Source organism: Gilvimarinus sp. F26214L (assembly GCF_054401055.1).
On record NZ_JBTIYG010000003.1, the window covers coordinates 155699 to 181950 of the forward strand.

A 26252-nucleotide genomic window follows, 5' to 3' on the forward strand; every position below is an offset into this window, starting at 1 on the left:
GCAGCGGCGGGAAGAGTCGATTATAGACCCTAATCCGCCTGGCGTCGGAGGAAAGCGGGGATATCCAGGTATTCCATCTCACTGTCGTCCAGGTGTGATTGCACCTTGGGCCGCGAAGATCCGGCCGCTGCCTTGGTGCGCAGCACGGTCGGGCGGTCCAGGCTGCTGTAGTCCGGCTGCCCGGTACGACGCTGGGTATTGTCCACGACCACCTTGGTGGAGCTCGGGGCCGCTTCCGACTTCTCATTACCCAGGCCAGTTGCCACCACGGTCACCCGCAGTTCATCGGTCAATTCGGGGTCGATCACCGTACCTACAACCACGGTGGCATCGCTGGAGGCAAACTCCTCCACGGTGTCACCCACTTCCGAAAACTCGCCCAGGGACAGATCCGGCCCCGCGGTAATGTTTACCAGGATTCCGCGGGCGCCCTGGAGGTTGATGTCCTCAAGGAGCGGGCTGTGGATGGCCGCCTCGGCCGCCTCGCGCGCGCGGTTCTCGCCAACCGCCCGGCCAGTGCCCATCATGGCCATGCCCATTTCCGACATCACCGTACGCACATCTGCGAAATCCACGTTGATCATGCCGGGGCGGATGATCAGATCGGCGATCCCCTGGACCGCACCCAGCAAGACGTTGTTGGCTGCCTTGAAAGCATCCAGCAGACTGGTCTGCTTGCCCAATACGGAGAGCAGCTTTTCATTGGGGATGGTGATCAGGGAGTCAACCCGGTCCTGAAGGTCGCGGATGCCTTCATCCGCCACCAGAGAACGCTTGCGGCCTTCGAAACTGAATGGCCGGGTAACCACCGCCACGGTGAGAATGCCAAGCTCGCGGGCCACCTCTGCCACCACCGGAGTACCGCCCGTACCGGTGCCGCCACCCATGCCGGCGGTAATGAAGACCATATCGGCTCCGTGAAGAACTTCGGCAATGCGCTCCCGGTCTTCCATCGCTGCCTGACGGCCGATTTCCGGGTTGGCGCCGGCGCCCAGTCCCTTCGTCATGTTGTTTCCGAGTTGCAGAACGGTGCGCGCGTTAATGTCCTTGAGTGCTTGCGCATCGGTGTTCGCACAGATGAACTCGACACCTTCCACGTCGTTGTCGATCATGTGCTTGACGGCGTTGCCACCGCCACCACCGATACCGATCACCTTGATCACTGCGTTTTGCGGCATGTTGTCAACGAGTTGAAACATAATGGATCCCCTTTTGTGAAGCGCGAAGTTTAATTTGTTCGTATTGATTTGCGAATTAAAAATTTCCCTGGTACCAGTTTCTGACTCTTCCCCAGAACGAGCCGCCGGCAGGACGATTGATCCGGCCTTCTCCGTTAGTTTGTTGTTGCAGCCCGTACATCAACAGGCCGACTCCTGTGGAGTAGATAGGGTTGTCGACAATGTCCTTCAGGCCTCGCACATTGGTGGGCGCGCCAAGGCGAACCGGCATATGAAAGATCTCTTCGGCGAGTTCCACCACCCCTTCCATCTTCGAGGTGCCTCCGGTCAGAACAATGCCTGCCGCAAGCAGATCCTCAAAACCGCTGCGACGCAGCTCGGCCTGCACCAGTGTGAACAGTTCGTCGTAGCGCGGCTCCACCACTTCCGCGAGGGCCTGGCGGGACAAGTCCCGGGGCGCGCGATCGCCAACGCTGGGCACCTTGATGGTCTCGTCGGCACCGGTTAGCTTCGCCAGTGCGCAGGCGTACTTGATCTTGATTTCTTCCGCGTGGGGCGTGGGCGTGCGCAGGGCCATGGCGATGTCGTTGGTAACCTGGTCGCCCGCGATGGGGATCACGCCCGTATGGCGAATGGCCCCCTCGGTGAACACCGCGATATCGGTGGTTCCGCCCCCGACGTCCACGACACACACTCCCAGTTCCTTCTCATCCTCTGTCAATACCGAGTAACTGGAAGCCAGTTGTTCCAGAATAATGTCGTCCACGTCCAGGCCGCACCGGCGAATGCACTTTTCGATGTTCTGGGCTGCATTCACCGCGCAGGTCACCAGATGCACTTTGGCCTCCAGGCGAACGCCTGACATGCCAAGTGGCTCCTTCACGCCTTCCTGTTCATCAATCAGGTACTCCTGAGGCAGGATGTGCAGCACCTTCTGATCCGCCGGGATCGCTACGGCCTGAGCTGCGTCGATCACTCGGTCGATATCCTGCGAGAACACTTCGCGATCCTTGATCGCCACGATTCCGTGAGAGTTGAGACTGCGGATATGGCTGCCCGCGATACCCGCGTAGACAGAATGAATCTGACACCCGGCCATCAACTCGGCCTCTTCAATGGCCCGCTGGATGGACTGGACAGTGGACTCAATATTGACGACCACCCCTTTTTTCAAACCCGTGGAGCGATTGGAGCCAATCCCCACCACTTCGATTCTTCCGTCGCTGGTAACTTCCCCAACAATGGCAACGACTTTGGATGTACCGATGTCCAAGCCAACGATCATTCGATTATCGTTTGAACCCGCCATTTGCTAGACCTCGCCTAATAATGCCCTGTTAGCAGCTCGCCGTGATTGACTGGCAACTGCTTATGCTTTCTTATCCGAATTTTCGACGGCCTGTTGCGTTGAATCCGCCGTTGCCGTCTTCCATTCCACTGCAAGCCCGTTCCCATATCGCAGGTCGATGCGGGCCACTTCATTCAACCTGCTGTGCAACTCGCGGTTGTACACCACCAGGAAGCGCTGAATCTTCTCCATGGTCTGATCGCGTCCAATGGTTATTTTCAGACCATTCGCCAAGACCAGATCCCAGCTCAGCAACTCATCACTGTAGAACTCGCGGATCTTCAATCCATGTGAGCCCAGCGTCTGAGCCAGCTTCTGGTAATTTTTCATCATCGTCCGCTCCTGACCCGCGGCACCTGTCAGCAACGGGAGGCCTGTGAGGTGCCCGTTCATCTCCACCGCAATGAATTCGCCACGGTGGTTGAGAAAACCCCGGTCTGCCCAGCGGGCAATCGGTTGTTCCTCCGTGATGGAGATGAACAACTCATCGGGCCAGCGACGGCTGACTGCTGCCTGGGCTATCCACGGGTTATCCTCCAGCTTCTCCTTGATGGCCGAAAGCGGCGACTGCAGGAAGCCGCCGACGATCATGGGAGTCACAATGTCCGAAATCTGCTGTTCACTGACGTAGGCAAATGTCCCTTCAACCCCGATATTATTGATGGGGCGGTCCGAGGCGCGCTCGACAAAATTCTTGCCGTAATAACCCGCGCATCCAATAGCGGCCAGCACACACAGGCCCGCACCGAGCTGGGCGAGACGGCGGGCAATGCGGCCCATTCCGCCTGAACGTCGCGCTGCCCTTCCCCGTACGGTGGCGCCGCGCCTTTTCGTCTTGTGCTCCGCCTGGGCCATGGAATCGTTCCCTTAACCTTTGCTCACAAGAATGTTCAAAACCAGGTCCTCAAAGGAGAGGCCAGCCGCCTTCGCCGCCATCGGGACCAGACTGTGGCTGGTCATGCCGGGCACGGTATTCGCCTCCAGCAGGTAGAAGTTGCCCGCGGCGTCGGCCATGACGTCCACGCGCCCCCAACCCTCGCAACCGATGCTTCGGTAGGCTTGGAGGGCCAGGTCTTTCAAATCCTGCTCCCGTTCCGGCGCCAGACCGCAGGGGCAGTGGTAACGGGTTTCGTCCGAGAGGTACTTCGCTTCGTAATCGTAAAAGACGTTGTCTGTTTCGAGGCGGATCGCGGGCAGCACCTGGTCACCAAGAATTGTGACCGTGTACTCCGGGCCCTGGATGAGGGCTTCCGCTATTACCGAAGTGTCATAAGTGCGAGCGGCCTCATAGGCGCGTTCCAGTTCTTCGCCGGACGTGACCCGGGACATTCCAATGCTCGAACCTTCGTGGGCCGGCTTGACCATAGCGGCCCCACCGAGCTCCCCAAGAATCTGTTGCCAATCAGTTTCATCTCGAAGAACTGCGAACTTCGGAGTCGGGAGTCCTGATCCCTGCCACAGGAGCTTGCTGCGGAGTTTGTCCATGGCCAAAGCGGAAGCCGCCATGGGACTGCCTGTAAACGGAATATCCATTGCACTCAGCAGCGCCTGCACCCTGCCGTCTTCGCCAGCGGCGCCGTGCAGAACGATGAACGCACGGTTCATTTGCGCGCCCTGAATCTGCTCCAGGGCGTTGCTGCCCAGATCGATTCCGAATGCGTCCACGTTAGCCCCCTTGAGGGCCTCCAGAACCGCAGCCCCGGATTGCAGGGAAACCTCACGCTCGGCGGAAACGCCACCGAAAAGAACGGCCACCCGCCCAAGCTCCCGGCGCAACTCTTCGCTGGCCGGAGCAACCGTCTTCATGTTTTCTCGTGTGCTCATGATGAGACCATCCAACCTATCGCAATTGACGCCGGGCCAGTTCAACAGCCAGCGCGTTGACGTTGCCGGCGCCCTGGGTGATCACAATGTCCCCCGGCTCTACAATGTCCTTGATGACTTCGGGCACCCCATCGATGCCCTCGACAAAAATGGGATCCACGTGGCCCCGGTTGCGAATACTGCGTGCGAGGTGACGACTGTCTGCCCCGGCCACCGGCTCTTCGCCCGCCGGGTACACTTCCAGAAGAATCAACACATCCACCCTTGAAAGCACGTCCACGAAATCTTCAAACAGATCCCGGGTACGAGAATAGCGGTGTGGCTGAAACACCATGACGAGCCTTCGCTCGGGCCAGCTCTTGCGGATCGCTTCGATGGTGACAGCCACTTCGCGAGGATGATGGCCGTAGTCGTCCACCAGCATCGCCGTTCCCTTCGCTCCCTGGGGATCGCCCACCGGATAGTCCCCGTAAACCTGGAAGCGGCGCCCCACCCCGAGAAAATTGGCCAACCCCTTTTGGATGGCTTCATCGCTCAAACCTTCATCGGTGGCAACCGCAATGGCAGCCGTGGCATTCAGAACGTTGTGATGTCCGGGCATATTGAGAGTGATGTCCAGCGGTGCCTTACCCTCCGGACGCGAGACCTTGAACCGTGTGCGTAACGCGTCCTGCTGTATATCACTCGCGCGAAAATCGCAGCCTTCGGAGAAGCCGTAGGTAAGTACCGGTCGGCCCACCTGATCAACGATCTCTGCAATAACCGGATCATCTCCGCACAGCACGGCAAGGCCATAGAACGGCAGGTTGTGCAGGAAGCTGACGAAGGTGCTCTTGAGTTTTGCAAAGTCGCCTTCGTAGGTATCCATGTGGTCCGAGTCAATGTTGGTGACCACAGCGACCATTGGCTGCAAATGCAGAAAGGATGCGTCGCTTTCATCGGCTTCGGCGATCAGGTAGCGGCTGGTGCCCAGTTTTGCATTGCTGCCGGCGCTATTGAGCAGACCGCCGATCACGAAGGTCGGGTCCTTGTCTGCTGTGGCGAAAATGCTGGCGATCAGGCTGGTGGTTGTGGTTTTCCCGTGGGTGCCTGCGACCGCAATGCCATGACGGTAGCGCATCAGCTCAGCCAGCATCTCTGCTCTGCGAACGATTGGAATCCGCGCCTCGCGGGCGGCCATGATCTCCGGGTTGCTCTCGTCAACGGCGGAGGAGTTCACGACCACGTCCACGCCGCTGACGTTCTCGACCCGGTGGCCGATGAGGATGGTCAGCCCCATCTCCTGAAGGCGCAAGGTTGTGGTGGATTCTCTGAGGTCGGAGCCAGATATTTCGTAGCCCTGGTTATGCAGAACTTCCGCAATGCCGCTCATGCCCGCACCGCCGATGCCAATGAAGTGAATACGGCGGATGCGTCGCATCTCGGGGATCTCGCTCGCAACCGGCGATTTGTTCGGTTCAGCCATTGGCGGCCTCCATACAGATTCGGGCCACTCGGGTGGCGGCTTCAGGGTGCGCGAGCTTGCGCGCGTTGACCGCCATCTCAAGCAGGTGCTCGGGCGATGCGAGCAATTTTTTCAACTCCGCGCTGAGGCGCTCGGCGTCCATGTCGCGCTCTTGCATCAACACGGCAGCCTGGTTATCCACCAACCAGCGGGCGTTCAGGGTCTGATGATCATCGATCGCATAGGGGTAGGGCACAAAGAAAGCAGCGATCCCCGCCGCCGTGATCTCTGAAACGGTCAAAGCCCCTGCCCTGCACAGAACCAGGTCCGCCCAGCCATAGGCCTCCGCCATGTTTTCGATGAAAGGTTCTACTCTCCCCTCGAGGTTTGCGTCCGCATACCCATCCAGTGTTACCTGCAGGTGCCTGGGGCCGGTCTGGTGCCAGACATCAGGGCGATCCTCAGCGTCCATGTCCGCCAGAACCTGCGGTAAAAGTTGATTCAGTTTCAGTGCGCCCAGGCTGCCGCCCAGAACCAGCAGACGACGTCGACCCGTGTGCCCCGCGAGGCGCTGCTGGGGCTCCGGCAGAGCACTGATGTCCTTGCGCACCGGGTTTCCTACCTGCTCCGCGGCGGGTAGTTTTACCGGAAAAGCCGCGAGACGCCGCTGTGCAATCTTCGCAAGCCACCGGTTGGTGGTTCCCGCAACGGCGTTCTGCTCATGGATCACCAGGGGTATGCCGGCCAGCCTGGCCGCAAGTCCGCCCGGACCCGACGCAAAACCACCAAGCCCCAGGACCACATCGGGCTTGAATGTACGGATGACTCCCAGGGCCTGCCAGACCGCGGTGCTTAGTTTTACCGGCAGACTGAACCACGCTTTCGGGCCCTTGCCGCGCAAACCTGCGATGCTGAGGTAGTGCAGTTTTATGTTCGCCTTTGGCACCAGGTCGGCCTCGATACCGCGCGCAGTGCCCAGCCATTCGACCGCAACACCCTGAGCCATCAGCTCCGATGCAACGGCCAGCGCGGGAAACACATGCCCCCCGGTTCCGCCCGCCATGATCAACACTCGTTCAGCGGCCACGTTGCGCCCTCCCCTTTCTGGGCGGCCGGGATGAAACCGGTTGCGACAACTCCCAATCCAGACGCAACACAATCCCGATCAGCATGCAGCTGATGATGAGACTGCTGCCGCCGTAGCTCACAAAAGGCAGGGTCAGCCCCTTGGTCGGCAGCAAACCTGAAGCAACTCCCATGTTGATGAAGGCCTGACCTGCAAACAGAATCCCGATCCCGAACGCGGCGAGACCGGCGAAGTGGTTGTCGTGACGAATGGCTCGCTGTCCGATCAGAAAGATTCTCCACACCAGTGCCCCAAAGAGCACAATCAGAACCGCGGCGCCCAGCAGACCGAATTCTTCGGCCACGATCGCGAAAATAAAGTCCGTGTGGGCATCGGGCAGGTAGAAAAGTTTCTGTACGCTGCGGCCCAGGCCCACGCCAAACCATTCGCCCTGACCGAACGCAATCAGTGACTGGGTGAGCTGATAGCCACTGTCGAACTGGTCCGCCCACGGGTCGAGGAAGGTCACGAGACGTTCCATCCGGTACGGAGAGAAAATCGCGGCCATACTCAGGAGCCCCGTGCCCAATGCCACGAGCCCCAGAAAGTGCCACAACTTCATGCCTGCGATGAACATCATCGCGAAGATGGTTCCCGCCAGTACAACCGAACCACCGAAGTCGGGTTCCAGCAACAGCAGCCCCACGACCAATCCGACAATCAGAAGCGGTTTAATGACGCCTTTCAACGTGGACTTCAATTCGTGATGACGGCGGGCGAGATAACTCGCAAAGAACATAACCATCAGCAGCTTCGCAGCTTCAGAGGCTTGGACTGAAATCGGCCCCACCATCAGCCAGCGCTGGCTGCCGTTCACCCGTTTACCCAGACCGGGTATCAAGACCGCCAGCAGCAATACCAGTGTGAGCAGCAGAAGAACCCAACCGTACTGCTGCCAAAGCTGCGCCGGCACCAGGGCCAGCATGGCGGCCGCAAACAGGCCCATGCTGAGAAACACAGCGTGCTTTTGAAGAATGTACCAGGGCGAACCGTAAACGGACTCCGACAGACTCATGGAGGCCGAAGCGACCATCAGCACTCCGGCGGAAGCCAGGGTGATGACCAGTCCGAGCAGGACCCAGTCCAGCTCAAGGTTCGCTGGGGGCCGGAGGCCAATCGATACCATGGGGCGCGTAAGGACTGCGATCATGAGGTCAGCTCCTCCACCGCGGCCATAAAACGCTCTCCCCGATCCATGTAGCTACTGAACATGTCAAAGCTCGCACAAGCCGGCGATAACAGTACCGCGTCGCCCGGTTCGGCGGCCGTGGCCGCTTTGTGTACGGCGTCCTCCATGCTGGACGCGGCGATGACGTTGACGCCCACTGACCGAGCGACTGTCGCAATCTGCTCGCCGTCAACGCCGATGCTCACGAGAGCCCGCAGGCTCTCCTTCATCACCGGCGCCAGCTCGGAGAAGTCCGCACCCTTTCCTTCACCGCCCGCGATCAGAATCAGTCGTGCTGGTGTGCGGGCCAAACCCTGAATCGCCGCCAGGGTAGCGCCAACATTGGTGCCCTTGGAGTCGTTGATGAAATCAATTCCATCTCGTTCTCCCACCCACTGACAGCGATGGACGAGCCCCGGAAACCTGCGAAGCGTCTCCAGCATCCGTTGCACATCTGCACCCATATGATGCCCAATCGCCAAAGCAGCGAGCGCATTGGCCAGATTGTGTCGGCCCTGAAGCCTGAGCTCTTTGGCTGACAGCAATTTCTGCAGGCCGAAGGCCAGCCAGCTTTCACCACCCTCCTCGATCAGGCCGAAATGTCCGAGATCGGGCCGGTCGAGACCAAAACTGCACAACACCTGATCCGGCCGCAGCGGCGGCTGGGTGAGTGGATCCTCCCTGTTCACCACAACTTTTTTCGCACCAAAATACACACGCTGTTTGATGCGGTGATAATCCAGCAGCCCTGCATGCCGATCCAGATGGTCCAGCGAGATATTCAGGATGGTCGCCACTTCAGCATTGACCGAGTCCACGGTTTCCAGCTGGAAGCTGGACAGTTCCAGCACATAAACATCCGGCTCGACTTCTCCGAGTAAATCCAATGCCGGAGTTCCCAGATTGCCACCTACGGCCACCCGCATTCCGGCGGTTTTCAGCATCTCGCCGACCAGAGTGGTAACCGTGCTCTTCCCGTTGGAGCCGGTGATGGCCACCAACGGAGCGCTGATTTCATTCACAAACAACTGGATGTCACCCAGCACCGGAACCCCTCGCTCGCGGACTTCGCGCAGAGCGGCCTCATCCGGTGATACACCGGGACTCACAATAACCCGGGTTACGTGTTGCAGGCTCGTCGCACGGAGGTCGCCCAGCTCGAGGCGCACATCCGGGAAGTCTGCTTTGACGCGCTCCAGATTTGGCGGCGCTTGCCGGGTATCAAACATCACGAAACGCTGGTTCTTCGACGCCAGATAACGGGCGACCGACAGCCCGGTCTCCCCCGTACCGATGATCGCGGTCAATTCGCTGCTGGCGATAAGCTCCGGCATTCCGCGCTCGTTCCTTAACGTAGTTTCAATGTGGCCAGGCCGAACAGCACCAGCATGACCGTAATGATCCAGAACCGCACAATCACGCGCGGCTCGGGCCAGCCCTTCAGTTCGTAGTGGTGGTGCAGTGGAGCCATTCGAAAAATTCGTTTGCCCGTCAGCTTGAAGGACGCCACCTGCAAGATCACCGAAACCGTTTCCATCACAAACACGCCGCCCATGATGAACAGGATGATCTCGTGACGCACAATGACGGCGATGATCCCCAAAGCGGCCCCCAGGGCCAGTGCCCCCACATCACCCATGAAAACCTGGGCGGGGTAGGTGTTGAACCACAGGAACCCGAGCCCGGCGCCGCCCAATGCACCGCAAAAGATCACCAGCTCACCGGTACCGGCCACATAGGGAATGTTCAGGTAGTCGGCGAACTGCACGTGGCCCACCAGATACGCGATGATCGCCAGCGCACTCGCCACCATCACGCAGGGCATGATTGCCAGCCCATCCAGGCCGTCGGTCAGGTTCACCGCATTGCTCGAGCCAACCACGACGAAGTAGGTGAACACCACATAGAAGATGCCCATGTCGATGGCAACATTCTTGAAGAACGGCACATAAAGCGTGGTTTCCACCGGATCCACGGCGGATACATAAAGAAAGATCGCGGCCCCGAGGCCGCCGATGGACTGCCAGAACATCTTCCAGCGTGCGGACAAGCCCCGTGAATTGCGCTCGATGACTTTTCGATAGTCATCCACAAAGCCCACCGCTCCGAAAACCGCGGTAACCAGCAGCACCACCCACACATACCGGTTGGACAGATCCGACCACAACAGGGAGCTCACGAAAATGGATGCGAGTATCAGGGTCCCGCCCATGGTGGGCGTTCCGGTTTTTGACAGATGGGATTCGGGGCCGTCATCGCGCACTGATTGACCGATCTGAAGAATGTTCAGCCGGCGAATCATCCACGGGCCCAGTATCAGGGACATGCCAAGTGCGGTCAGCACACCGAGGATGCCCCGGAACGTCAGGTACTGAAACACCGCGAATGCGTTGATGTACTGCTGTAGGTATTCGGCGAGCAACAGAAGCATTTATTGTTCTCCAGAGATGAGCGCCGCCACGACTCTTTCCATGCGCGAAGAGCGCGAGCCTTTTACCAGGACAGTGGTCTCGTCACTCAGCAAAGGCTTGATGAATTCGACAGCTTGATCATGATCGTCAAAATGATGAGCTCCTTCTCCAAAGGTCTCGCAGGCGCCCCGACTCAGGGGGCCCACAGCGACCAGGGTGTTGATTCCCGCGTGGTGGGCGTAATCACCCAGCTCCCGATGCAGTTTGTCTGCGTCGGGTCCAAGTTCCGCCATGTCGCCGAGCGCAAGGATTCTGCGTCCCGTGCGGCGGGTTAGAACATCTACGGCAACGCGAGCGGAATCGGGATTGGCGTTGTAACTGTCATCGATGATTGTCGATCCCGCCACGCCAGGCTTGCTTTCCATTCGTCCCGTTACCGCGTCACTCGCCTCGAGTCCCGACCGGATCGTCTCCAGATCGATACCCAGGGCATGGGCACAGGCGGCTGCGGCAAGTGCGTTGGCAATGTTGTGGCGACCGACCAGCCTGAGTTGAACGGCCACCGAATCGGCTCCGGCGCGCAGGGTAAAGCGTCCACACCCTTCTGCGGTCTCGGTAATAGCCGCCGCAGACACATCGGCTGTGCGCCCGGCGACACTGAATCCGAGACGTTTGCGCGCACCGATCTGCTCCCGCCAGATATCCAGCGCCGGGTCATCGAGATTGACCACCCCAACCCCATCGGACGCAAGACCTGCAAACATTTCGCCTTTGGCCCTGGCCACGCCCTCGGGCGAGCCAAATCCTTCCACGTGGGCCCGCAGGGCGTTGTTCACCAGCCCCACCTGAGGTTTCGCCAGCGAAACCAGGTAGGCGATCTCTCCCGGGCCGCTCGCGCCCATTTCAATTACGGCGAAATCGTGTTCCGGGGTAATTTGGAACAAGGTGAGCGGCACACCGATCTGGTTGTTGAGATTACCCTGGGTCACCAGAACGTGACCGCACCGGCCCAGAATATTGCTGAGCAGGGTCTTGACCGTGGTCTTGCCGCCCGAGCCGGTAATGGCAACCACTGGCCCGTTGAATCGTTCCCGGTTGAGCCGGGCAAGCTGGCCCAGGGCGACGGTGGAGTCGTCCACTACCCATTGGGGCAAATCCATTGCGGATTCGGCTTTTTCCACCACCAGCCCGCAGGCACCCTGATCCCGGGCTTGCTGCAGAAATTCATGTGCATCGAAACGCTCGCCGCGCAGGGCGACGAAAAGGTCACCGCGCTGGAGTGCCCGGGTATCAGTACAGACCCGGGAAAAGCGGCAATCGCCGAAGGGCAAGGAACCGCCCAATGCGCCTGCCACTTCGCTTAGCAGAAACTCGCCCATCATGTGGTGCTTCCCTCCGCTCCGTTGCGCGCGAGCAAAGCGAGCCTGGCCTGTTTGACGTCACTGAACGGAAGTCGGTTGTCGCCCACCTGCTGATAGGTTTCGTGCCCCTTGCCGGCAATCAGTACGCAGTCTCCGGGTTGCGCCGTGAGGATCGCCTGTTTGATGGCTTCACTGCGATCATCGATAAACCGGACGTCCTGCGGACGCTGAAAACCCGCCCGGATGTCGTCTGCGATTGCTGACTGAACTTCGCTGCGGGGATTGTCACTGGTGACGATCACCTGATCGGCCCTCCGCTCGGACGCCTCGGCCATCAGTGGTCGCTTGCCTCGGTCACGATCGCCGCCACATCCGAAAATGCATACCAGATTGCCAGGCACATGATCCCGCAGCGCTTTCAGCGCCTGTTCCAGACTGTCCGGCGTGTGCGCATAGTCGACGATGACGTTGATCTCCGAGTCTTCACAGACCTGCTCCATTCGTCCCGGCACCGGTTTCAGCTGCGGGAGCGCGCGAAGCACGTCGTTCAGAGCGTGGCCCTGAGCACAGCAAACACCCACGACGCCGAGCACATTGCTCAGGTTGAAATCACCCAGCAAACCGCTGCGCAGCTCGCCTTCGCCCCAAGGGGTGACGATATCGGCGCGAACACCGCCCCGCAGGTGCGTTATGTTGCGCAAGTGGATGTCGGCCTCTAAGGCGCCCAGAGCGTAGGTGAACGACGGAACGGCGGTGTCGCCACTAAACTCGCTGGCAAGCTCGCGACCGAAGGCGTCATCCAGATTGATTACCCGGCAATCCAGGCCCTTGTGCTGGAACAGCCGACGCTTTGCGAGCCCGTACTCTTCCATCGATCCGTGGTAATCCAGATGATCGCGAGTCAGGTTGGTGAACAGGGCCGCTGCAAAGCGGATGTCTGCCACCCGGCCCTGATCCAGACTGTGGGAGGACACCTCCATAGCCACAGTTTTCGCCCCCTGGTCTTTCAATTCCGCGAGAATCCGCTGACTGGCAATCGGGTCGGCAGTGGTGAGCCCGGTGTCCACCAGATCCGTCATGGAAGCGGACCGCGCGCTCATCAGCCCGTAGCCCAGAGTCCCGGCCACACCGGATGGCTGGCCGAGCAGGTCGTACAGTTGAGCGAGCAAGTGGCTGCAGGTGCTTTTCCCGTTCGTTCCGGTGACGCCGAGCACATTCAGGGATCGGGACGGATGCCCGTAAAACTCACCCGCAATAGCGCTGACCTCATCGCCCAGCTTTGCAACAGGAACAACCGGTACGGCACCGATCCAGCGAATCTTTTCTTCGTCACTTTCCGCAGTTTTAACCACCGCCCCGGCGCCAGCCTGGATTGCGTCGTTTATGAACTGACGGCCGTCGAGGCGTGTACCCGCAATCGCAATAAACAGATCACCGGGATTCAGCTTGCGATGATCGAGACACAAACCACCAACGGTGGCCTCACCCACATCAGAAGGAAGCCACTTGTTCTGCAGCAGATCCGCGAGCGGCTTGCCGGGTTTGGTATCTTGTTGAGTCATCACGACAAGGGCCCCTTGTTCTCCGAATGCTGTGTAAACTGTGCCTCGCTCTTGTCGGGAGCGACCTGCAGAATTCGCAATGCATTCTCGGCAATGTCGGCAAATACCGGAGCGGCCACTTCGCCCCCGCCGGAATATCCCTTGCGCGCTTCATTAATCATAACCACCACCACGATTCGCGGATCGCTGGCAGGCGCTATGCCCGCGAATACCGAGAACGCAGCATCATAGGAGTAATCGCCGCCTTCCACCTTGCGCGCAGTGCCGGTTTTTCCGGCAGCGGTATAGGATTGCAGACGCGCGCGTGTGGCCGTGCCGCCGGGCTCCAGAACCGTTTCCATCATAGCCAGCATCTGCCGGCCCAGCCGTTCATCGAGCACCCGCTCCACGGGCATTTGCCGACTTTCGTTCTCACCTAGCCGCAACAGCGACACAGGTTTTCGCTGCCCGCCATTGGCAATTACGCTGTAAGCCTGGGCCAGCTGCAGAGTGGTAACCTGAAGTCCGTGTCCAAAGGCAAAGGTGGCCCGCTCCACCGCGGACCACGGGCTGTGGTTGGGCAGATCCCCGGTGGATTCTCCCGGGAAGCCACTGCCCGTACTCTGACCAAGGCCCATGCGAAAAAAGAAATTCCGGACGTAATCCGGATCCAGGTCCATGGCGATTTTGGTGGTGCCCACGTTGCTCGATTTTGTAATCACCTTCGTCACATCCATGACCCCATAGTTGACCGGATCCTGGAAAATCTTGCCCGGCACGCGCACGTAGCCCGGGCTGGTGTCGATTGTGGTGTGCGGCTTGTATTTCCCGGTCTCCATGGCCGCCAGCACGGTGAGCGGCTTCATGGTGGAGCCCGGCTCAAACAGATCCGTCATCGCCCGGTTACGCACCGCAGCCGCCGAAACACTGCGGCGGTTGTTGGGGTTGAACGAGGGTTGGTTCACCATCGCCAGAACTTCACCGGTGGCACTGTCGAGAATCACTGCGGACCCGGAAACCGCATCGTGCTGGGTCACCGCTGACTTGAGGGCACGGTAGGTCATGTATTGCAGGCGCAGGTCCATGCTCAGGCTCAGATCCTTCCCCGGCTGAGCGGCGTTCAGGAGTCTCACCTCTTCAATCGTGCGGCCGCGCCGGTCCTTCATCACCTGCTTGGCCCCCGGTGTGCCGCGCAACCAGGTTTCGTAGGCCAGCTCGATCCCCTCCTGGCCAGCATCATCGATGTTGGTAAACCCCACGAGGTGGGCGGCGACTTCACCAGCCGGATAGAACCGCTGATATTCCTGCTGTGGAAACACACCCGGGAAATCCCGCTCGAGAATTTCCTGAGCGGTCGCTGGCGCCAGGTGACGGCGCAGATACATGAATTCGCGTTGCGAGTAACGGTTGATCTGGTCAGCCAACTCACGGGGCGGCACTCCGAGCGCTTCAGCCAGCGGCTGCCATTGGTCCCGCGCTTCCATCAGCACTTGCGGATTGGCGCAAACCGACAGAACCGGACTGCTCACAGCCAAGGGCTCACCGTTGCGATCCGTGATAACCCCCCGGTTCGCATTGATGACTTCCACCCGCAGGGAACGGGCCTGCCCCTGGGTCTGAAGAAACTTGTAGCCCCGTTCGGTACTGGGGAGTACCTGCAGACGTGCGATGTGCCACAACAGCGCGGTTGCCAGAATTGCGCAGATTCCGACGGTCGCCAGCAAGCGCCAGCGCATGATCACCGGCTGAGACGCAGGCGAACGCATGGCGTTACTCGCCCGACGATTCGTCTTCTGCTGCTTCTTTTTCGGCACGGTCGCTTTACTCATCAGTTGCGGATGACCACCAGTTGCTCCTGGGCCGGCGTTCCCATCTCCAGCTCATCAGCGGCTACGTTTTGCACACGGCTGTAGGCCGCCCAGGTGCTTTGCTCAAGCAGGTACTGGCCCCACACCACGTGCAGCTCCGCCCCCACTCGACGCTTTGTCTCCAGCTCGCTGAGCAGTTGACGGCTGAGGTGATTTGCGTACACAACAGCGATGCCGCTGACCATAATGATCAGCCAGAGAATACCGACCACCAGCGCGTTTCGATTGAAGCGCCGCAGGCCTTCGCTTGTATTTACTCGCTTGCTGTCCATATCCAGTCCTCGCCTCGCGGTTTTGCCCGGTACGTTGAGCAGGCTATTTGGCCAGCTTTTCGGCCACACGCATGATGGCGCTGCGTGCGCGGACGTTTTCATTTACCTCTTGGTCACCGGGTCGCTGAGCCTTGCCGATTGCTTTCATGGTCCGGTTCAGCTTGTCTTCGGTGACCGGCAGACCGCGCGGCAAGTCCTCTCCTTTGGCTTGCCGCCGGATGAATCGCTTGACGATTCGATCCTCAAGAGAGTGGAAACTGATCACCACCAGTCGACCACCGGGAGCCAGCACCTCGACGACTTGACTGAGTAATTCCTCCAGATCCTCCAGCTCCCGGTTGATGAACAGGCGAATGCCGAGGAAGCTCCGCGTTGCCGGGTGCTTGCCCGGCTCCCAGGCCGGATGGGCTTCGGCTACAATGCGTGCGAGCTGGTCGGTTCGCTCGATGGGCGCGGCCATGCGCGCTGCCACGATGGCCCGGGAAATTCGTCGGGCGAACCGTTCCTCGCCGTAACTCCTCAAAACCTGCGCAATCTCCGCCTCCTTGGCCGTGGCGATCCAATCGGCCGCGCTCATGCCCTGCGAAGGATCCATGCGCATGTCCAGCGGTCCCCCCTGGGAAAAACTGAAGCCGCGTTCCGCTTCATCCAGCTGGGGCGAGGAAACACCCAGGTCCAGCAAAACACCACTGACCCGACCAAGCTGCCCTCGTTGTTCCACCAGTCGGCGCACACTGGTGAAAGAACCGCGGGCGAATTCGAACCGCGAATCCTCCGCAAACTCCTGTGCGGCCACTTCGGCCGCCGGATCCTTGTCGACCCCCAGCAATCGGCCCTTGTCCGAGAGCTCGGCCAGAATCGCCCGGCTGTGGCCGCCGCGGCCAAACGTACCGTCTACATAGAAACCATCCCGATCAATAATCAGGGCGGATACCGCTTCCTGCAGCAGGACGGTGGTGTGTGGAGTTTTTTCTTGATTCATGTCTACAGGGACAACGACAACATTTCAGCGCTCATCTCCTCGTCGGCTGCCGAGGCATCCAACCAGGCGTTCCAGCGCTCCTCACTCCACAACTCGAGCTTCTTGCCCTGCCCCACCAGCATCAGCTTCTTTTCGAGGCTGGCGTAATCACGCAGCGTGGGTGGCAGCAAAAGTCGACCGCTGCCATCCATCTCCATGGGGCAGGCGTAGCCGATCAGCAGTCGCTGCAACCGGCTTGCGGCCTTATTCAGGTTGGGAAGGGCCTCGATTTTGGGCAGCAGTTCCTGCCACTGGGGCTCCGGGTAGACGAGCAGGCAGCGCTCTTCAGCGTGGGCAGTAATCACCAGGCGGCCATCACAGACGGACAGCAGCGACTCCCGCACCTTGGTCGGCACGGCGAATCGCCCTTTGGCATCCATGTTGATGGCATGACTACCGAGAAACACTGATTGCACCTTTCGCCTGATTGCCCCGATGGGGCCGTATGCCGCACTGGCTCGGAAGTAGCCAAGGCGGGATTGCCAAAAATCGCCACGATTCCGCTATTTAGTTCTACTTTTTACCGCTGAAACCTACTTTTTCCCACTTTTTACCACCGAAGCTACTATAAGTTGGCACTGATCAAAGTCAAGCCAGCATCGCGCTAAAACATTGAAATTTCGGGGTAAATCACGGAAGACCGGAGGCAAAATGTGGCAATTCTGAGGCACGAAAAAAGAAGAAGATGAATCGAATTCAGCGTGCTATACCGCACACTTAAAGTAATGTCTGAAGAGTAAGATTATTTCGGGGAATCTGCCAGCGAGTTTATTATGAATTGTTATAAATGCTAGCTTGTTCCGCTCCCTCTGAGTTGGGGACGAGGTGATGGTCCAATCGATGTTCGGAGTCGGCCTGTAAGCCGCGTTCTCTCAGGAGAAAGCGTCGGGGGTAGTCATTCATTCTCGTGAATGACACTGCCGGGCAATAAAATCGGAGTCGGCCGATAAGCCGCGTTCTCTCAGGAGAAAGCGTCGGGGGCAGTCATTCATTCTCGTGAATGACACTGCCGGGCAATAAAATCGGAGTCGGCCGATAAGCCGGGTTCTGTCGGGGACAGTCATTCATCTGGGATGCATGTCACCATGCACCTCAAGCGACCTACCCGGATCCAGTGCGGGCCGCACCATTGGATCCCTATTTGGTCTTGCTCCGGACGGGGTTTACCATCGCCACAGACTGTTACCAGCTGCGCGGTGCGCTCTTACCGCACCTTTTCACCCTTACCGCACCCCGGCGAACCGAGGTGAGGCGGTATCCTTTCTGTTGCACTTTCCGTAGGCTCACGCCCCCCAGGCGTTACCTGGCGCCCTGCCCTGTGGAGCCCGGACTTTCCTCCACGACCCGCCGGACAACACAAAACGAGCTGACCAGCCAAAGTCGCAGCGACTGCCGAGCCGACTCCGAGCGCGGAGATTAGCTCGCAGCCCGGGAAAGTGCAAGACGGTATGGGCACGACCATCGCTCCAACCGAGCGGGGCACGCTCCTTCGATGCGAACGGGTGGTACACGACATGGCTACAGCGTTTTCAGGAAGCCGATGATTGTCTGGTTGGTTTCCGCCGCCGCTTCCTGCTGAATCCAATGGCCGATACCCGGCAGGAGAATTACATCCCGCAGATCGGTGACTCTTGCACCAAGGGATTTCAGCAGCGCTTCGCGGCTGGCCCCCATGATCACCATGTCCTTCTCGCCCGCCAGAAAGAGGCACGGCAGATCAATGGTGCGATCCGCGAACTCAGCCATGATTTCCCAGTTCCGATCAATGTTTCGGTAATAATTGATCCCGCCTCGGAAGCCGGCCCGCTGAAACTCGGCCACGAAGTATTCCAGGTCCTCCTCGCTGAGCCAGTCGGGCCGTTCGCGGGGCTCGCCCAGGCGGGGAATCCAGCCACCCGCATCTTTATGTGGGTCTTCCACCTCCGGCTGATTGCGGAAGCTGTCCGGCGAGGCAAGCAGCCGAAAGAGGATTGCCCGCGGGTCCGCGTCAAACTCCGCTTCGGCCACTCCTTCGTCCTGGAAATACAACTGGTAGAAAAAATTGTCCCCGAATCGCTTGCGCAGAATGCGAGTGGGCGGAACGGGTGGATGCCCCCATAAAGGAACGCTCATGTTGACGAGAGCGCGAAATCGGTGCGGATAAAGCTGAACCGTGGACCATGCGATGGCCGCGCCCCAATCGTGGCCCACCAGTATGGCTTCCGTTTCCCCCACTGCGTCGATCACTCCCACCACGAAGGCCGCCAGCTCACGAACGTTGTAGCTTTCTACGGAAGGCAGCGCCTGTGTGCTTCCGTAGCCCGGCATATCCGGCGCGACCGCCCGGTATCCCGCTTCGGCCAGTGCCCTGATTTGGTGCCGCCACGAGTACCACGATTCCGGCCAGCCATGAAGCATCAAGACCAGGGGCCCCTCCCCTTTGTCGGCGATGCGCGCCGTGATTCCGTGGCTTTCAATGGTGCGCAGTAGAATAGCGTCGTGCCCGCTCATGGAAACTCCTTTTGTTTGGGTTGAATACACACTTCTTTACCGCCTGAAACGGCGAAGTCGCAGCCTTGCAGGCCCAGGCTCGACTATAATCCTTTTTCCAAACCCGTGAGAGTCTTGCCCGCAGTTATTCTCACAGCGCATAAATTCCGCAAAACGCCTTTACTACGCGTATAAGTTATTTCACGAATACCGATTATCTCCATCTCAACCCTGCTGAGCTATTGCCATAGCTCCCGGTGTACGCATAATGGCGCCCGAACTCGCAAGACCAACCAAAAAGGTTCTTAAGGATGCTCCGATTAGCTCAATCAACTATTGCGTGTCTTACGCTTTTTCTTTTCGCCCAGTGGGCCGTTGCAGCGACGGTCGCGGAAGAACAGCAACGGCTACAGGCACTGCAACAGAGCCTGGCCAAACAGGAAGCCAGTCTGAACGAAATGCAGACCGAAATGGGAACCTATCCGCCCAAACTCGCGGACGCGCAAGCGCAAGTTCAGAACGCTGAGCGCGAGCTCGCCACGGGCAGAAAGGAACTTGCCGAGCTGAAAGAGCAGGCCGCTTCCGACCCTACGCCGAAGCTGGAACGGGAAATCCCCTTGAAGGAGCACGCCGTAAGAATGCTCGAACGGCGAGTGCGTAGCGAAACTCGCATGCTCGAACGCTACCAGCGTTATCGAGACAATCTGCAGGAAGATATCGCACAGGTTGAGAACGACGTGACCCAGCTCAAGCGGCGGATCTCCGAGCAGCGGCGCCGGGTTGCTGCAGCCCAGGCCGCCCCGACACCGAAGGCCACCGCCGGAACACCTGCACCGATTCGCGCTCCTGAGCAGAAGGCTCCAGCCGCTTCGACCCAATCCGAAGCAGTTGCGAGCGCTGCGCCCGAGCCGCAACGAGCGGCGAAGCCTGAGCTTTCCTCCGCCGATTATGAAGCGTTCCAACTGGCCACCGCCACTATGGACCGCGTGGAAAAACTGGTTGCCTCCAAGCCCGGCACCAATCCCCGCTACACCAGCCTGGAACTCAGCGGTTCCGACATTGAGAATGTTCCCTTCACTCACCTTGGAGCGGACCAATACCAGGCTGAAGTGGTACTCCCCAGTGGTTCACAGCGTTTTCGAATCGACAGCTTGCGATTCCGGGCCACCATCTCTACGGAAAACGCGGGGGAGACCTATGTATTCATTGTGGACGCCCGTGACCGCCATCGCCTGAAAGCAAATTACTTCAAGAAATCCCTGCTCGCCTATCGCGGTACGGAACCGGTCCTCGCCACGCGCAAGGAGCGCTCCACAGAGCCTGAACTGGAGACCGTCGAACTCGCCTCCGGTGAATTGATACAACTGTCGGAAGAGGACGCCTACGCACTGGAGATTGCACGAGAACATGCAGGGCTGCTCAGCGAATTGAATGCGGGGCAGCCTCAGGCCGGCGGTGCCAGCTTCACAATCAGCGGCAACTCCCTGGACAGTGCCGAAATGGAACATCTGGGACAGGACCAGTACAGAGCGGAACTGAAAGTGCAGAGTGGGCGACAGTCCGTCAAAATCAATCGCAGCAGCTTCCGAATCGAAATACCGGAAGCCGACGAGGGCGAGATTTATCTGTTTTTTGTGGATGCTTCACGGCCCACCCGTTTGCAACTGACCTACTATAAGAAGTCGCTGCTTGACTATCTTTGATCTGCAGTGAACAACCGGTCGAATGAGCAACTCATTGGCCGTAAAAAAAGGGGCGTGCCATCGGCACGCCCCTTTTTTGTCTGATCCTTAAAACCTCAATAGTGGTGTCCGGCTAAATGGGCGGCCATCAGAACCGCAAGTCCACTCCGAAATACGCGGATCGTGGCTGCCCCGGGAAGTAGCGATCCCCGCCAAAGCCGGTCCAGTCTGCGCGGTTCGCGTAGTTCTCGTCTGTGAGATTGAGAATATTCAAACTCAGTCGCACCGCCTTGCTCACATCCCATTGACTGCGCAAATTCAACAGATCGTGGCCGTCGTAATGGTGCCGGTTCTCCGGATCCGTGTAATAACTGCCCATGTGAACAAGCTCAAGCTCGGCGCGCGCGCCGCCTCCAATTTGCCAGCCGAGGTGCGCCGTTCCGAAGTGCCGGGGCGCCGAGTCCTCCTGATTGCCGGCAATACTCTGACGGCTGAGCGACTGATCATTGGCGTACTCGTGCTCCGCGTAGTTGGCGACCAATCCCAGATCCCACCGTTCGGACAGCTGATAGCCAAGCTCGAGTTCCACACCCAGGTGATCGGTCTCGCCATCCCCGAGGTTGTTGCGCAGATTGGTGTCCCGGAAAATCACGTTTTCCTTTTCCATTGCGTAGATGCTGAACTGATACCTGAAACCATCCCATCCTCCTCTTGCGCCCAGTTCGAGGCTGAGCACCTCTTCCGGGTCCAGGTGGGCGATCTGCTGCCCGCCTTGCAGGCGATACAGCTCCGTCGCCTGGGGCGCGCGGAAGCCGTTGGCGACGTTCACGAAAAGCTGCTGTGATTCAGTCAGATCGAACAGCAATCCAACTTGTGGCGACCAGTTGTCGAAGTCGTCCTTGCGGTCTGCGGGGCGGCTATAGCGACATCCATCGGCCGGCGCACACGGCGTTCCATCGGCTGCGGTATTCCCGGCAATCATCTTGTTATCGTAATCGTAGCGCATGATTTCGTAGCGCAGCCCCGCAGTCAAACGCCAGCGGTCGGCAAAGCCCCAGGTCAGCTGTGCGAATGGGGCCATCTGCAGTGCATCCACCTGGAAGTCATAATGCCGGCCCGTGGGAAACGGGCCCATGGTCGGGGCGCTCTGGGTTTCTCTCAGCCAGCCATCGGTCAGCTCCGCATCAAAGCCCGCTAGCCACTGAACGCGGTTGGAAACATCGTCATACCAGGTGAACATGAAACCGGCGCTGTCCTGCCCATTTTCCTCCAGCGGTGTCTGCGGCAGGAAATGCTGCAGGAATTCCATTTCCGTTTTGCGCACGTAGGGCGTGATCACAAAACTCTGGGTGTCGGAAACCTGTCGGGCCATCCGCGAGTACAGGCGAAACGACTGCGCATCCCGGTAAGCCTCGGGGTTCTGGTTTGTCGTGATCAGATCATCGTCTTCGTAGGCTTTGTAACCTTCGATGTACCCTGCGGTTTCCTGGTTCAGATTGGTTGCCGCGAAGGTAGTGGTAATGGACCAATTGTCCAGTTCCACCTCGTGGCGCAGTTGGAGCTTCTGTTGGTCATAATAGGCGTCGTCACGCCATCCACCATCGTGGGTGGTGGTCAGATTGACCAGAACCCCCTGATCGCCACTGCGGGTCCCGTAATAGAAGTCCTCCCGGCGATAATCGTTGGAACCCAGTTCCACCCCGAAGCGGGATTCCGCTTCAGCGGGCACGGAGGGCATGATCACGTTGATCACGCCATGCAGGGCATTGGAACCATAAAGGGCATTACCGGGCCCACGGACAACCTCCACCCTCGCCGCCTGTTCGGTATAGGCCTCGAACAGTTCGTTGATGTTACAAAAGCCGGCGGCACGCAGCGGCACCCCGTCCTGGGCCGTGAGAAAGGCGCCGCAGGCGCCTGCCCCGCTCATCACGGCGGATCGAATGGAGGGCAGGTACTCCTGCCCGTCACCCTGATGAAAGCTCACTCCCGGAACCCGGACCAGGGCGTCCTGGATATGGAGATGACCGATCTGCTCCAGCGTCTCCTGGTTCAGCCGGGCAATATTGCCCGCCGTATCGAACTGGGCGTCCCGGCGCTGTGCCGTGGTAACGATTTCATCGATGGAGGGGGTCTGAGCCACGGTCGCCAGGGACGGGGCCAGAAGCAGGGTGGAAACGAGGTAAGGCATTCGCATGTTCAGTTCCGCTCGCTGTCAGTGATTCATCGCGCGGAACCATAGCAAAAAGGAGCATTTGCCCGCCACACGCCGATAGCGCGGCTCGGTTAAGCTCTGTAAATCGACGCAACTCTTGCCGGCAATCGACCGTGCCTCGCGGCCTTTACGGCTTTTCCGCGGCCTCAAGCCTGCCCCGCCTTTGCAGAATGTCGGCACCGGCCCAGCAGAGCAAAGCCCAGGTGGCGCCCGCCGTCCAGCCCGCCAAAACATCCGTGGGCCAGTGCACCCCCAGATAGATCCGGCTGATACCCACCGCAATGGTGAGAAAGATCGCCACGCCGAGCACGTAAATGCGCAATGCGGGACGGGAGTCCAGGCGCGCAAGCAGCACCCCGAGGGTCAGGTAAACCACTGCGGACATCATCGAATGACCGCTGGGAAAGCTGGCGGTATACACCGTCGCTCCGTGCGGGACCAGGTCCGGACGCGGTCGGTCGAAGCCACTCTTCAGCAGAGTGCTCACCAGTATTCCCCCACCGACGGTGAGTGCCACATAGAGCGCCCCGCGGTGTCGCCCGCGCAGCATCATGTGACCCACCGCCACGATCGAAATGAAACCGACGATCGCAAGACCTCCGAGAGCCGTCACATCGCGGCCCACCTCCTCCACCCAACCGGGCCCGAGCGGATCCGACAGATCGGCGGGATTGCGCATGGCAAGCAATACGACTTCGTCCAGCCTGTGGGTCTCCCCTTCCAGCACCTCGTCCGCCAGTTCCATGAATCCCCAGGCGCCGCCCACAATCAGAACCAGCAGCGCCAGCAATGCGTATTCGCTGCGTACAAAATTCACGACACCCCGCCTATCCATGAATCTTCCTGTGCAGATTGTTCGCTGTTACAGATAAGAAATGTTTCGACCGTACTCCGGCGACGGGACAGCCTGGAAGTTAACAGCCCCGGCCGGCATAATCCCCGGTTCACCCGCCGACTGTAAACCTGGATCGTTGCATGTCTCTGCGCATTTACCCGTTTCTACTCCTGACCCTGTCACCATTGCCCCTGTTCGCCACGCCACTGGAAGAGATTACCGTGACCGGTTCCTCGCCCCTTTCCGGCGCGGAGGTCGGTCCCGAACTTCCTTATCAACTCCAGACCTTCGACGCTGAGGATCTGCGTCAGGACCACTATAACTCGTTGGCCGACTTGCTGGACCGGAGGGCCACCGGAGTCTCCGTCAACCATGCACAGAACAATCCGCTGCAGCCGGATCTGCAGGTTCGCGGCTTTTCCGCCTCCCCGCTGCTCGGCGCACCTCAGGGCATCGCCGCCTATGTAAACGGCGTACGAGTGAACGAGCCCTTTGGGGACACCATCAACTGGGACTTGCTGAGCGCCTCGTTCCTGAATCGCGCCACACTCGTCTCCGGTGCCAACGGCGCTTACGGCCTGAACGCCCTCGGAGGCAGCCTGCTGCTCGACACCAAAACCGGCTTCGACGATCCGACCCGGCAACTGCGTGCCAGCTCGGGATCCTTCGGCCGCCATCAAGTGGCCCTCAGCAGCGGCGGCAACAACGGCCGCTGGGGCTATTTTCTGGCTCTGGACGGATTCGAGGAAGATGGCTGGCGCGATCATTCTCCCTCCAGCGCCTACACCGGCTACGGTGCGCTCAGCCTGCGTGACGACGATCTGAGCTGGGATGTGTTCGTCCTGCTGGGGGACACGGACCTGCACGGCAACGGCGCTGCGCCCGAGCAGTTGCTGGACCGCGAAGACCGCATGGCGGTCTTTACCCATCCGGACATCACCGAAAACAACCTCGCCATGCTCAGCACCCAACTGGGCCTGGACCTCGATGAACAATCCTCTGTGCGGGGCAACCTGTTTCTGCGCAGCAACACCACCGACGCATTCAACGGCGACGGCTCCGAGTTCGAGGAATGCAACCCACCGCTGGACGGTCTGCTGTGCGAAGACGATGAGCCCGATCCCGTGGAAGACCAGTACGGTGATTTTGTGGATGACAGTTACAACGCCATCAACAACATCGGAGAGCGGGAACAGGAAAGCTGGGGAGCGACGCTGGAGTATCACCACCGCTGGCGGCTGGGCGCTTCCGAGCACCAGAGCAACTTTGGGGTCGATTTCTACCGGGGTACGACCGGGTTCCAGTCGGCCGTGGAGTTCGCCCGACTTCGCGACGACCGCTCCACCACCCGGTCCGGTCGCTACGACACTGAAGGCGCCACCGTGCTGGACACTCGCATCCAGTCAGCAGCACTGTACTGGATCGACGCCTTCGCCCCCACCGAACGCAGCGAACTGACCTTCACCCTGCGCTATGACACAAATCAGGTGAAAACCGAAGATCGGAGCGGCGAAAACCCCGCGCTGGACGGCAATCACCGGTTCTCCGGATTCAATGGCGGCCTGGGTTTGCGCTATGGGCTTTCGGAGTTCACTCAGCTCTATGGGAACCTCAGTCAATCCTCACGCAGCCCGACCCCCGTCGAACTCGCGTGCTCCCATCCGGACGCGCCCTGCACCCTTCCCAACACCTTCCTCGCGGACCCACCCCTGAACAAGGTCGTGGCCCGCAATCTCGAATTGGGTCTGCGCCAGAATATCAACGAGGCGACCCACTGGAGCCTGAACACATTCCTCAGCGACATCGATGACGACATCGTCTTTCAGACCACCGGCGGAGTTTCATCCAACGAGGGCTTCTTCTCCAACGCCAGCGATACCCGGCGCCTCGGTCTAGCCACCCAGGTGGAAACCGGCAGTGAGAACCTGCGCTGGACCCTGCAATACACCTGGCTTCGCGCTACATTCGAAGACGACTTCCTGGTGAGCAGCCCCAATCACCCCCTGGCGGTCGACGATCGCATTCCAGTCCAGGCGGGCGACCGCTTGCCCGGACTCCCGGAACACAACCTCACTCTGGCGAGCGAATGGACGATCACCGCGACCCTGAGCTGGCGCTGGGACGCTCATTACCAAAGCGGTGTCTACCTGCGCGGCGACGAGGGCAACCTCGATAACAAAACAGACAGCTTCGCCGTCCTCAACACCACACTCGACCTCCGCCCCACCCAGGCATTGCGATTATTCCTGTCGATCAACAACCTCCTGGACGCAGAATACGAATCTTTTGGTCTTTACGGCGAACCGGACGAAGTGACCCCAGGTCTTGACTCCGGAAACAACCGTTTCGTCAGCCCGGGGGAACCACGCGGAGCCTGGTTAGGAGCTCAATACTCCTGGTGAGGTAATTGCTCTGTATCTCGCGTTCTAGGGGCACATCGCAAGAAGCCGCCACAATTCCGGGTAAGGCGATAAACCTGACCCCAAGCA

20 protein-coding genes and 1 other RNA gene are annotated in these 26252 nt (G+C 59.6%); 2 read left to right on the forward strand and 19 right to left on the reverse strand.

Annotated features, from left to right (window positions below; all coding sequences use genetic code 11):
• Positions 1-29: 29 nt before the first annotated feature.
• The 17 genes from ftsZ to ACURWW_RS04710 form a co-directional block, all read right to left on the reverse strand.
• Positions 30-1199 (reverse strand): cell division protein FtsZ, encoded by a 1170-nt coding sequence (gene ftsZ / locus ACURWW_RS04630; RefSeq protein WP_445616694.1) that lies wholly within the window; start codon positions 1197-1199, stop codon positions 30-32.
• 55 nt (positions 1200-1254) lie between these two features.
• The gene (gene ftsA / locus ACURWW_RS04635; RefSeq protein WP_445616693.1) at positions 1255-2487 is read right to left on the reverse strand and encodes a cell division protein FtsA; all 1233 of its coding nucleotides are present in this window, start codon (positions 2485-2487) and stop codon (positions 1255-1257) included.
• Between the two features lie 60 nt (positions 2488-2547).
• On the reverse strand, positions 2548-3381 hold the full coding sequence (locus ACURWW_RS04640) for a cell division protein FtsQ/DivIB (RefSeq protein ID WP_445616692.1): 834 nt from the start codon (positions 3379-3381) through the stop codon (positions 2548-2550).
• A 12-nt stretch (positions 3382-3393) separates the two neighbouring features.
• The gene (locus ACURWW_RS04645) at positions 3394-4350 is read right to left on the reverse strand and encodes a D-alanine--D-alanine ligase (protein WP_445616691.1); all 957 of its coding nucleotides are present in this window, start codon (positions 4348-4350) and stop codon (positions 3394-3396) included.
• Positions 4351-4366: 16 nt separating this feature from the next.
• A complete protein-coding gene (murC, locus tag ACURWW_RS04650; RefSeq protein WP_445616690.1) occupies positions 4367-5815 on the reverse strand; it encodes a UDP-N-acetylmuramate--L-alanine ligase in 1449 nt (482 codons plus the stop codon).
• Positions 5808-6881 (reverse strand): undecaprenyldiphospho-muramoylpentapeptide beta-N-acetylglucosaminyltransferase, encoded by a 1074-nt coding sequence (murG, locus tag ACURWW_RS04655; protein WP_445616689.1) that lies wholly within the window; start codon positions 6879-6881, stop codon positions 5808-5810. Before murG ends, murC begins: the two co-directional genes overlap by 8 nt.
• Positions 6871-8070: a putative lipid II flippase FtsW gene (gene ftsW, locus ACURWW_RS04660; RefSeq protein WP_445616688.1), complete on the reverse strand. Its 1200-nt coding sequence runs from the start codon at positions 8068-8070 to the stop codon at positions 6871-6873. The genes murG and ftsW overlap by 11 nt, the downstream gene beginning before the upstream one ends.
• A complete protein-coding gene (murD, locus tag ACURWW_RS04665; protein ID WP_445616687.1) occupies positions 8067-9422 on the reverse strand; it encodes a UDP-N-acetylmuramoyl-L-alanine--D-glutamate ligase in 1356 nt (451 codons plus the stop codon). Before murD ends, ftsW begins: the two co-directional genes overlap by 4 nt.
• Before the next feature lie 14 nt (positions 9423-9436).
• Entirely contained in the window at positions 9437-10519 is a 1083-nt protein-coding gene (mraY, locus tag ACURWW_RS04670) for a phospho-N-acetylmuramoyl-pentapeptide-transferase (protein WP_445616686.1), read from the reverse strand.
• Positions 10520-11881, reverse strand: a complete 1362-nt coding sequence (locus ACURWW_RS04675; RefSeq protein ID WP_445616685.1) for a UDP-N-acetylmuramoyl-tripeptide--D-alanyl-D-alanine ligase — start codon at positions 11879-11881, stop codon at positions 10520-10522.
• Positions 11878-13422, reverse strand: coding sequence for a UDP-N-acetylmuramoyl-L-alanyl-D-glutamate--2,6-diaminopimelate ligase (locus ACURWW_RS04680; protein WP_445616684.1), 1545 nt, complete (start codon positions 13420-13422; stop codon positions 11878-11880). The genes ACURWW_RS04675 and ACURWW_RS04680 overlap by 4 nt, the downstream gene beginning before the upstream one ends.
• A complete protein-coding gene (locus ACURWW_RS04685) occupies positions 13422-15230 on the reverse strand; it encodes a peptidoglycan D,D-transpeptidase FtsI family protein (RefSeq protein WP_445616683.1) in 1809 nt (602 codons plus the stop codon). The genes ACURWW_RS04680 and ACURWW_RS04685 overlap by 1 nt, the downstream gene beginning before the upstream one ends.
• Positions 15230-15541, reverse strand: coding sequence for a cell division protein FtsL (gene ftsL / locus ACURWW_RS04690; RefSeq protein WP_445616682.1), 312 nt, complete (start codon positions 15539-15541; stop codon positions 15230-15232). The genes ACURWW_RS04685 and ftsL overlap by 1 nt, the downstream gene beginning before the upstream one ends.
• Positions 15542-15584: 43 nt before the next feature.
• Positions 15585-16523, reverse strand: coding sequence for a 16S rRNA (cytosine(1402)-N(4))-methyltransferase RsmH (gene rsmH, locus ACURWW_RS04695; protein ID WP_445616681.1), 939 nt, complete (start codon positions 16521-16523; stop codon positions 15585-15587).
• 2 nt (positions 16524-16525) lie between these two features.
• Entirely contained in the window at positions 16526-16969 is a 444-nt protein-coding gene (gene mraZ / locus ACURWW_RS04700; RefSeq protein WP_445616680.1) for a division/cell wall cluster transcriptional repressor MraZ, read from the reverse strand.
• Between the two features lie 613 nt (positions 16970-17582).
• An RNA gene (rnpB, locus tag ACURWW_RS04705) (RNase P RNA component class A) lies at positions 17583-17967 on the reverse strand.
• 113 nt (positions 17968-18080) lie between these two features.
• A complete protein-coding gene (locus ACURWW_RS04710) occupies positions 18081-19052 on the reverse strand; it encodes an alpha/beta fold hydrolase (RefSeq protein WP_445616679.1) in 972 nt (323 codons plus the stop codon).
• A 290-nt stretch (positions 19053-19342) separates the two neighbouring features.
• On the opposite strand from ACURWW_RS04710, the gene ACURWW_RS04715 reads away from it, so the two are divergent.
• Positions 19343-20734 (forward strand): hypothetical protein, encoded by a 1392-nt coding sequence (locus tag ACURWW_RS04715; protein WP_445616678.1) that lies wholly within the window; start codon positions 19343-19345, stop codon positions 20732-20734.
• A 127-nt stretch (positions 20735-20861) separates the two neighbouring features.
• Here ACURWW_RS04715 and ACURWW_RS04720 read toward each other — a convergent pair whose 3' ends face one another.
• Both ACURWW_RS04720 and ACURWW_RS04725 read right to left on the reverse strand, forming a co-directional pair.
• A complete protein-coding gene (locus ACURWW_RS04720) occupies positions 20862-22910 on the reverse strand; it encodes a TonB-dependent receptor (protein WP_445616677.1) in 2049 nt (682 codons plus the stop codon).
• 145 nt (positions 22911-23055) lie between these two features.
• The gene (locus tag ACURWW_RS04725; RefSeq protein ID WP_458618435.1) at positions 23056-23745 is read right to left on the reverse strand and encodes a phosphatase PAP2 family protein; all 690 of its coding nucleotides are present in this window, start codon (positions 23743-23745) and stop codon (positions 23056-23058) included.
• Positions 23746-23903: 158 nt separating this feature from the next.
• Here ACURWW_RS04725 and ACURWW_RS04730 point away from each other — a divergent pair, with 158 nt between their 5' ends.
• Complete coding sequence (locus ACURWW_RS04730; protein WP_445616675.1) at positions 23904-26165, forward strand: TonB-dependent receptor; 2262 nt, start codon at positions 23904-23906, stop codon at positions 26163-26165.
• The last annotated feature ends 87 nt before the right edge of the window (positions 26166-26252 follow it).

Coding starts and splice junctions, on each gene's coding strand:
- ftsZ (WP_445616694.1), bottom strand. CDS start 1,199: ATGTTTCAACTCGTTGACAACATGCCGCAAAACGCAGTGATCAAGGTG.
- ftsA (WP_445616693.1), bottom strand. CDS start 2,487: ATGGCGGGTTCAAACGATAATCGAATGATCGTTGGCTTGGACATCGGT.
- ACURWW_RS04640 (WP_445616692.1), bottom strand. CDS start 3,381: ATGGCCCAGGCGGAGCACAAGACGAAAAGGCGCGGCGCCACCGTACGG.
- ACURWW_RS04645 (WP_445616691.1), bottom strand. CDS start 4,350: ATGAGCACACGAGAAAACATGAAGACGGTTGCTCCGGCCAGCGAAGAG.
- murC (WP_445616690.1), bottom strand. CDS start 5,815: ATGGCTGAACCGAACAAATCGCCGGTTGCGAGCGAGATCCCCGAGATG.
- ftsW (WP_445616688.1), bottom strand. CDS start 8,070: ATGATCGCAGTCCTTACGCGCCCCATGGTATCGATTGGCCTCCGGCCC.
- murD (WP_445616687.1), bottom strand. CDS start 9,422: ATGCCGGAGCTTATCGCCAGCAGCGAATTGACCGCGATCATCGGTACG.
- mraY (WP_445616686.1), bottom strand. CDS start 10,519: ATGCTTCTGTTGCTCGCCGAATACCTACAGCAGTACATCAACGCATTC.
- ACURWW_RS04675 (WP_445616685.1), bottom strand. CDS start 11,881: ATGATGGGCGAGTTTCTGCTAAGCGAAGTGGCAGGCGCATTGGGCGGT.
- ACURWW_RS04680 (WP_445616684.1), bottom strand. CDS start 13,422: ATGACTCAACAAGATACCAAACCCGGCAAGCCGCTCGCGGATCTGCTG.
- ACURWW_RS04685 (WP_445616683.1), bottom strand. CDS start 15,230: ATGAGTAAAGCGACCGTGCCGAAAAAGAAGCAGCAGAAGACGAATCGT.
- ftsL (WP_445616682.1), bottom strand. CDS start 15,541: ATGGACAGCAAGCGAGTAAATACAAGCGAAGGCCTGCGGCGCTTCAAT.
- rsmH (WP_445616681.1), bottom strand. CDS start 16,523: ATGAATCAAGAAAAAACTCCACACACCACCGTCCTGCTGCAGGAAGCG.
- ACURWW_RS04710 (WP_445616679.1), bottom strand. CDS start 19,052: ATGAGCGGGCACGACGCTATTCTACTGCGCACCATTGAAAGCCACGGA.
- ACURWW_RS04715 (WP_445616678.1), top strand. CDS start 19,343: ATGCTCCGATTAGCTCAATCAACTATTGCGTGTCTTACGCTTTTTCTT.
- ACURWW_RS04720 (WP_445616677.1), bottom strand. CDS start 22,910: ATGCGAATGCCTTACCTCGTTTCCACCCTGCTTCTGGCCCCGTCCCTG.
- ACURWW_RS04730 (WP_445616675.1), top strand. CDS start 23,904: ATGTCTCTGCGCATTTACCCGTTTCTACTCCTGACCCTGTCACCATTG.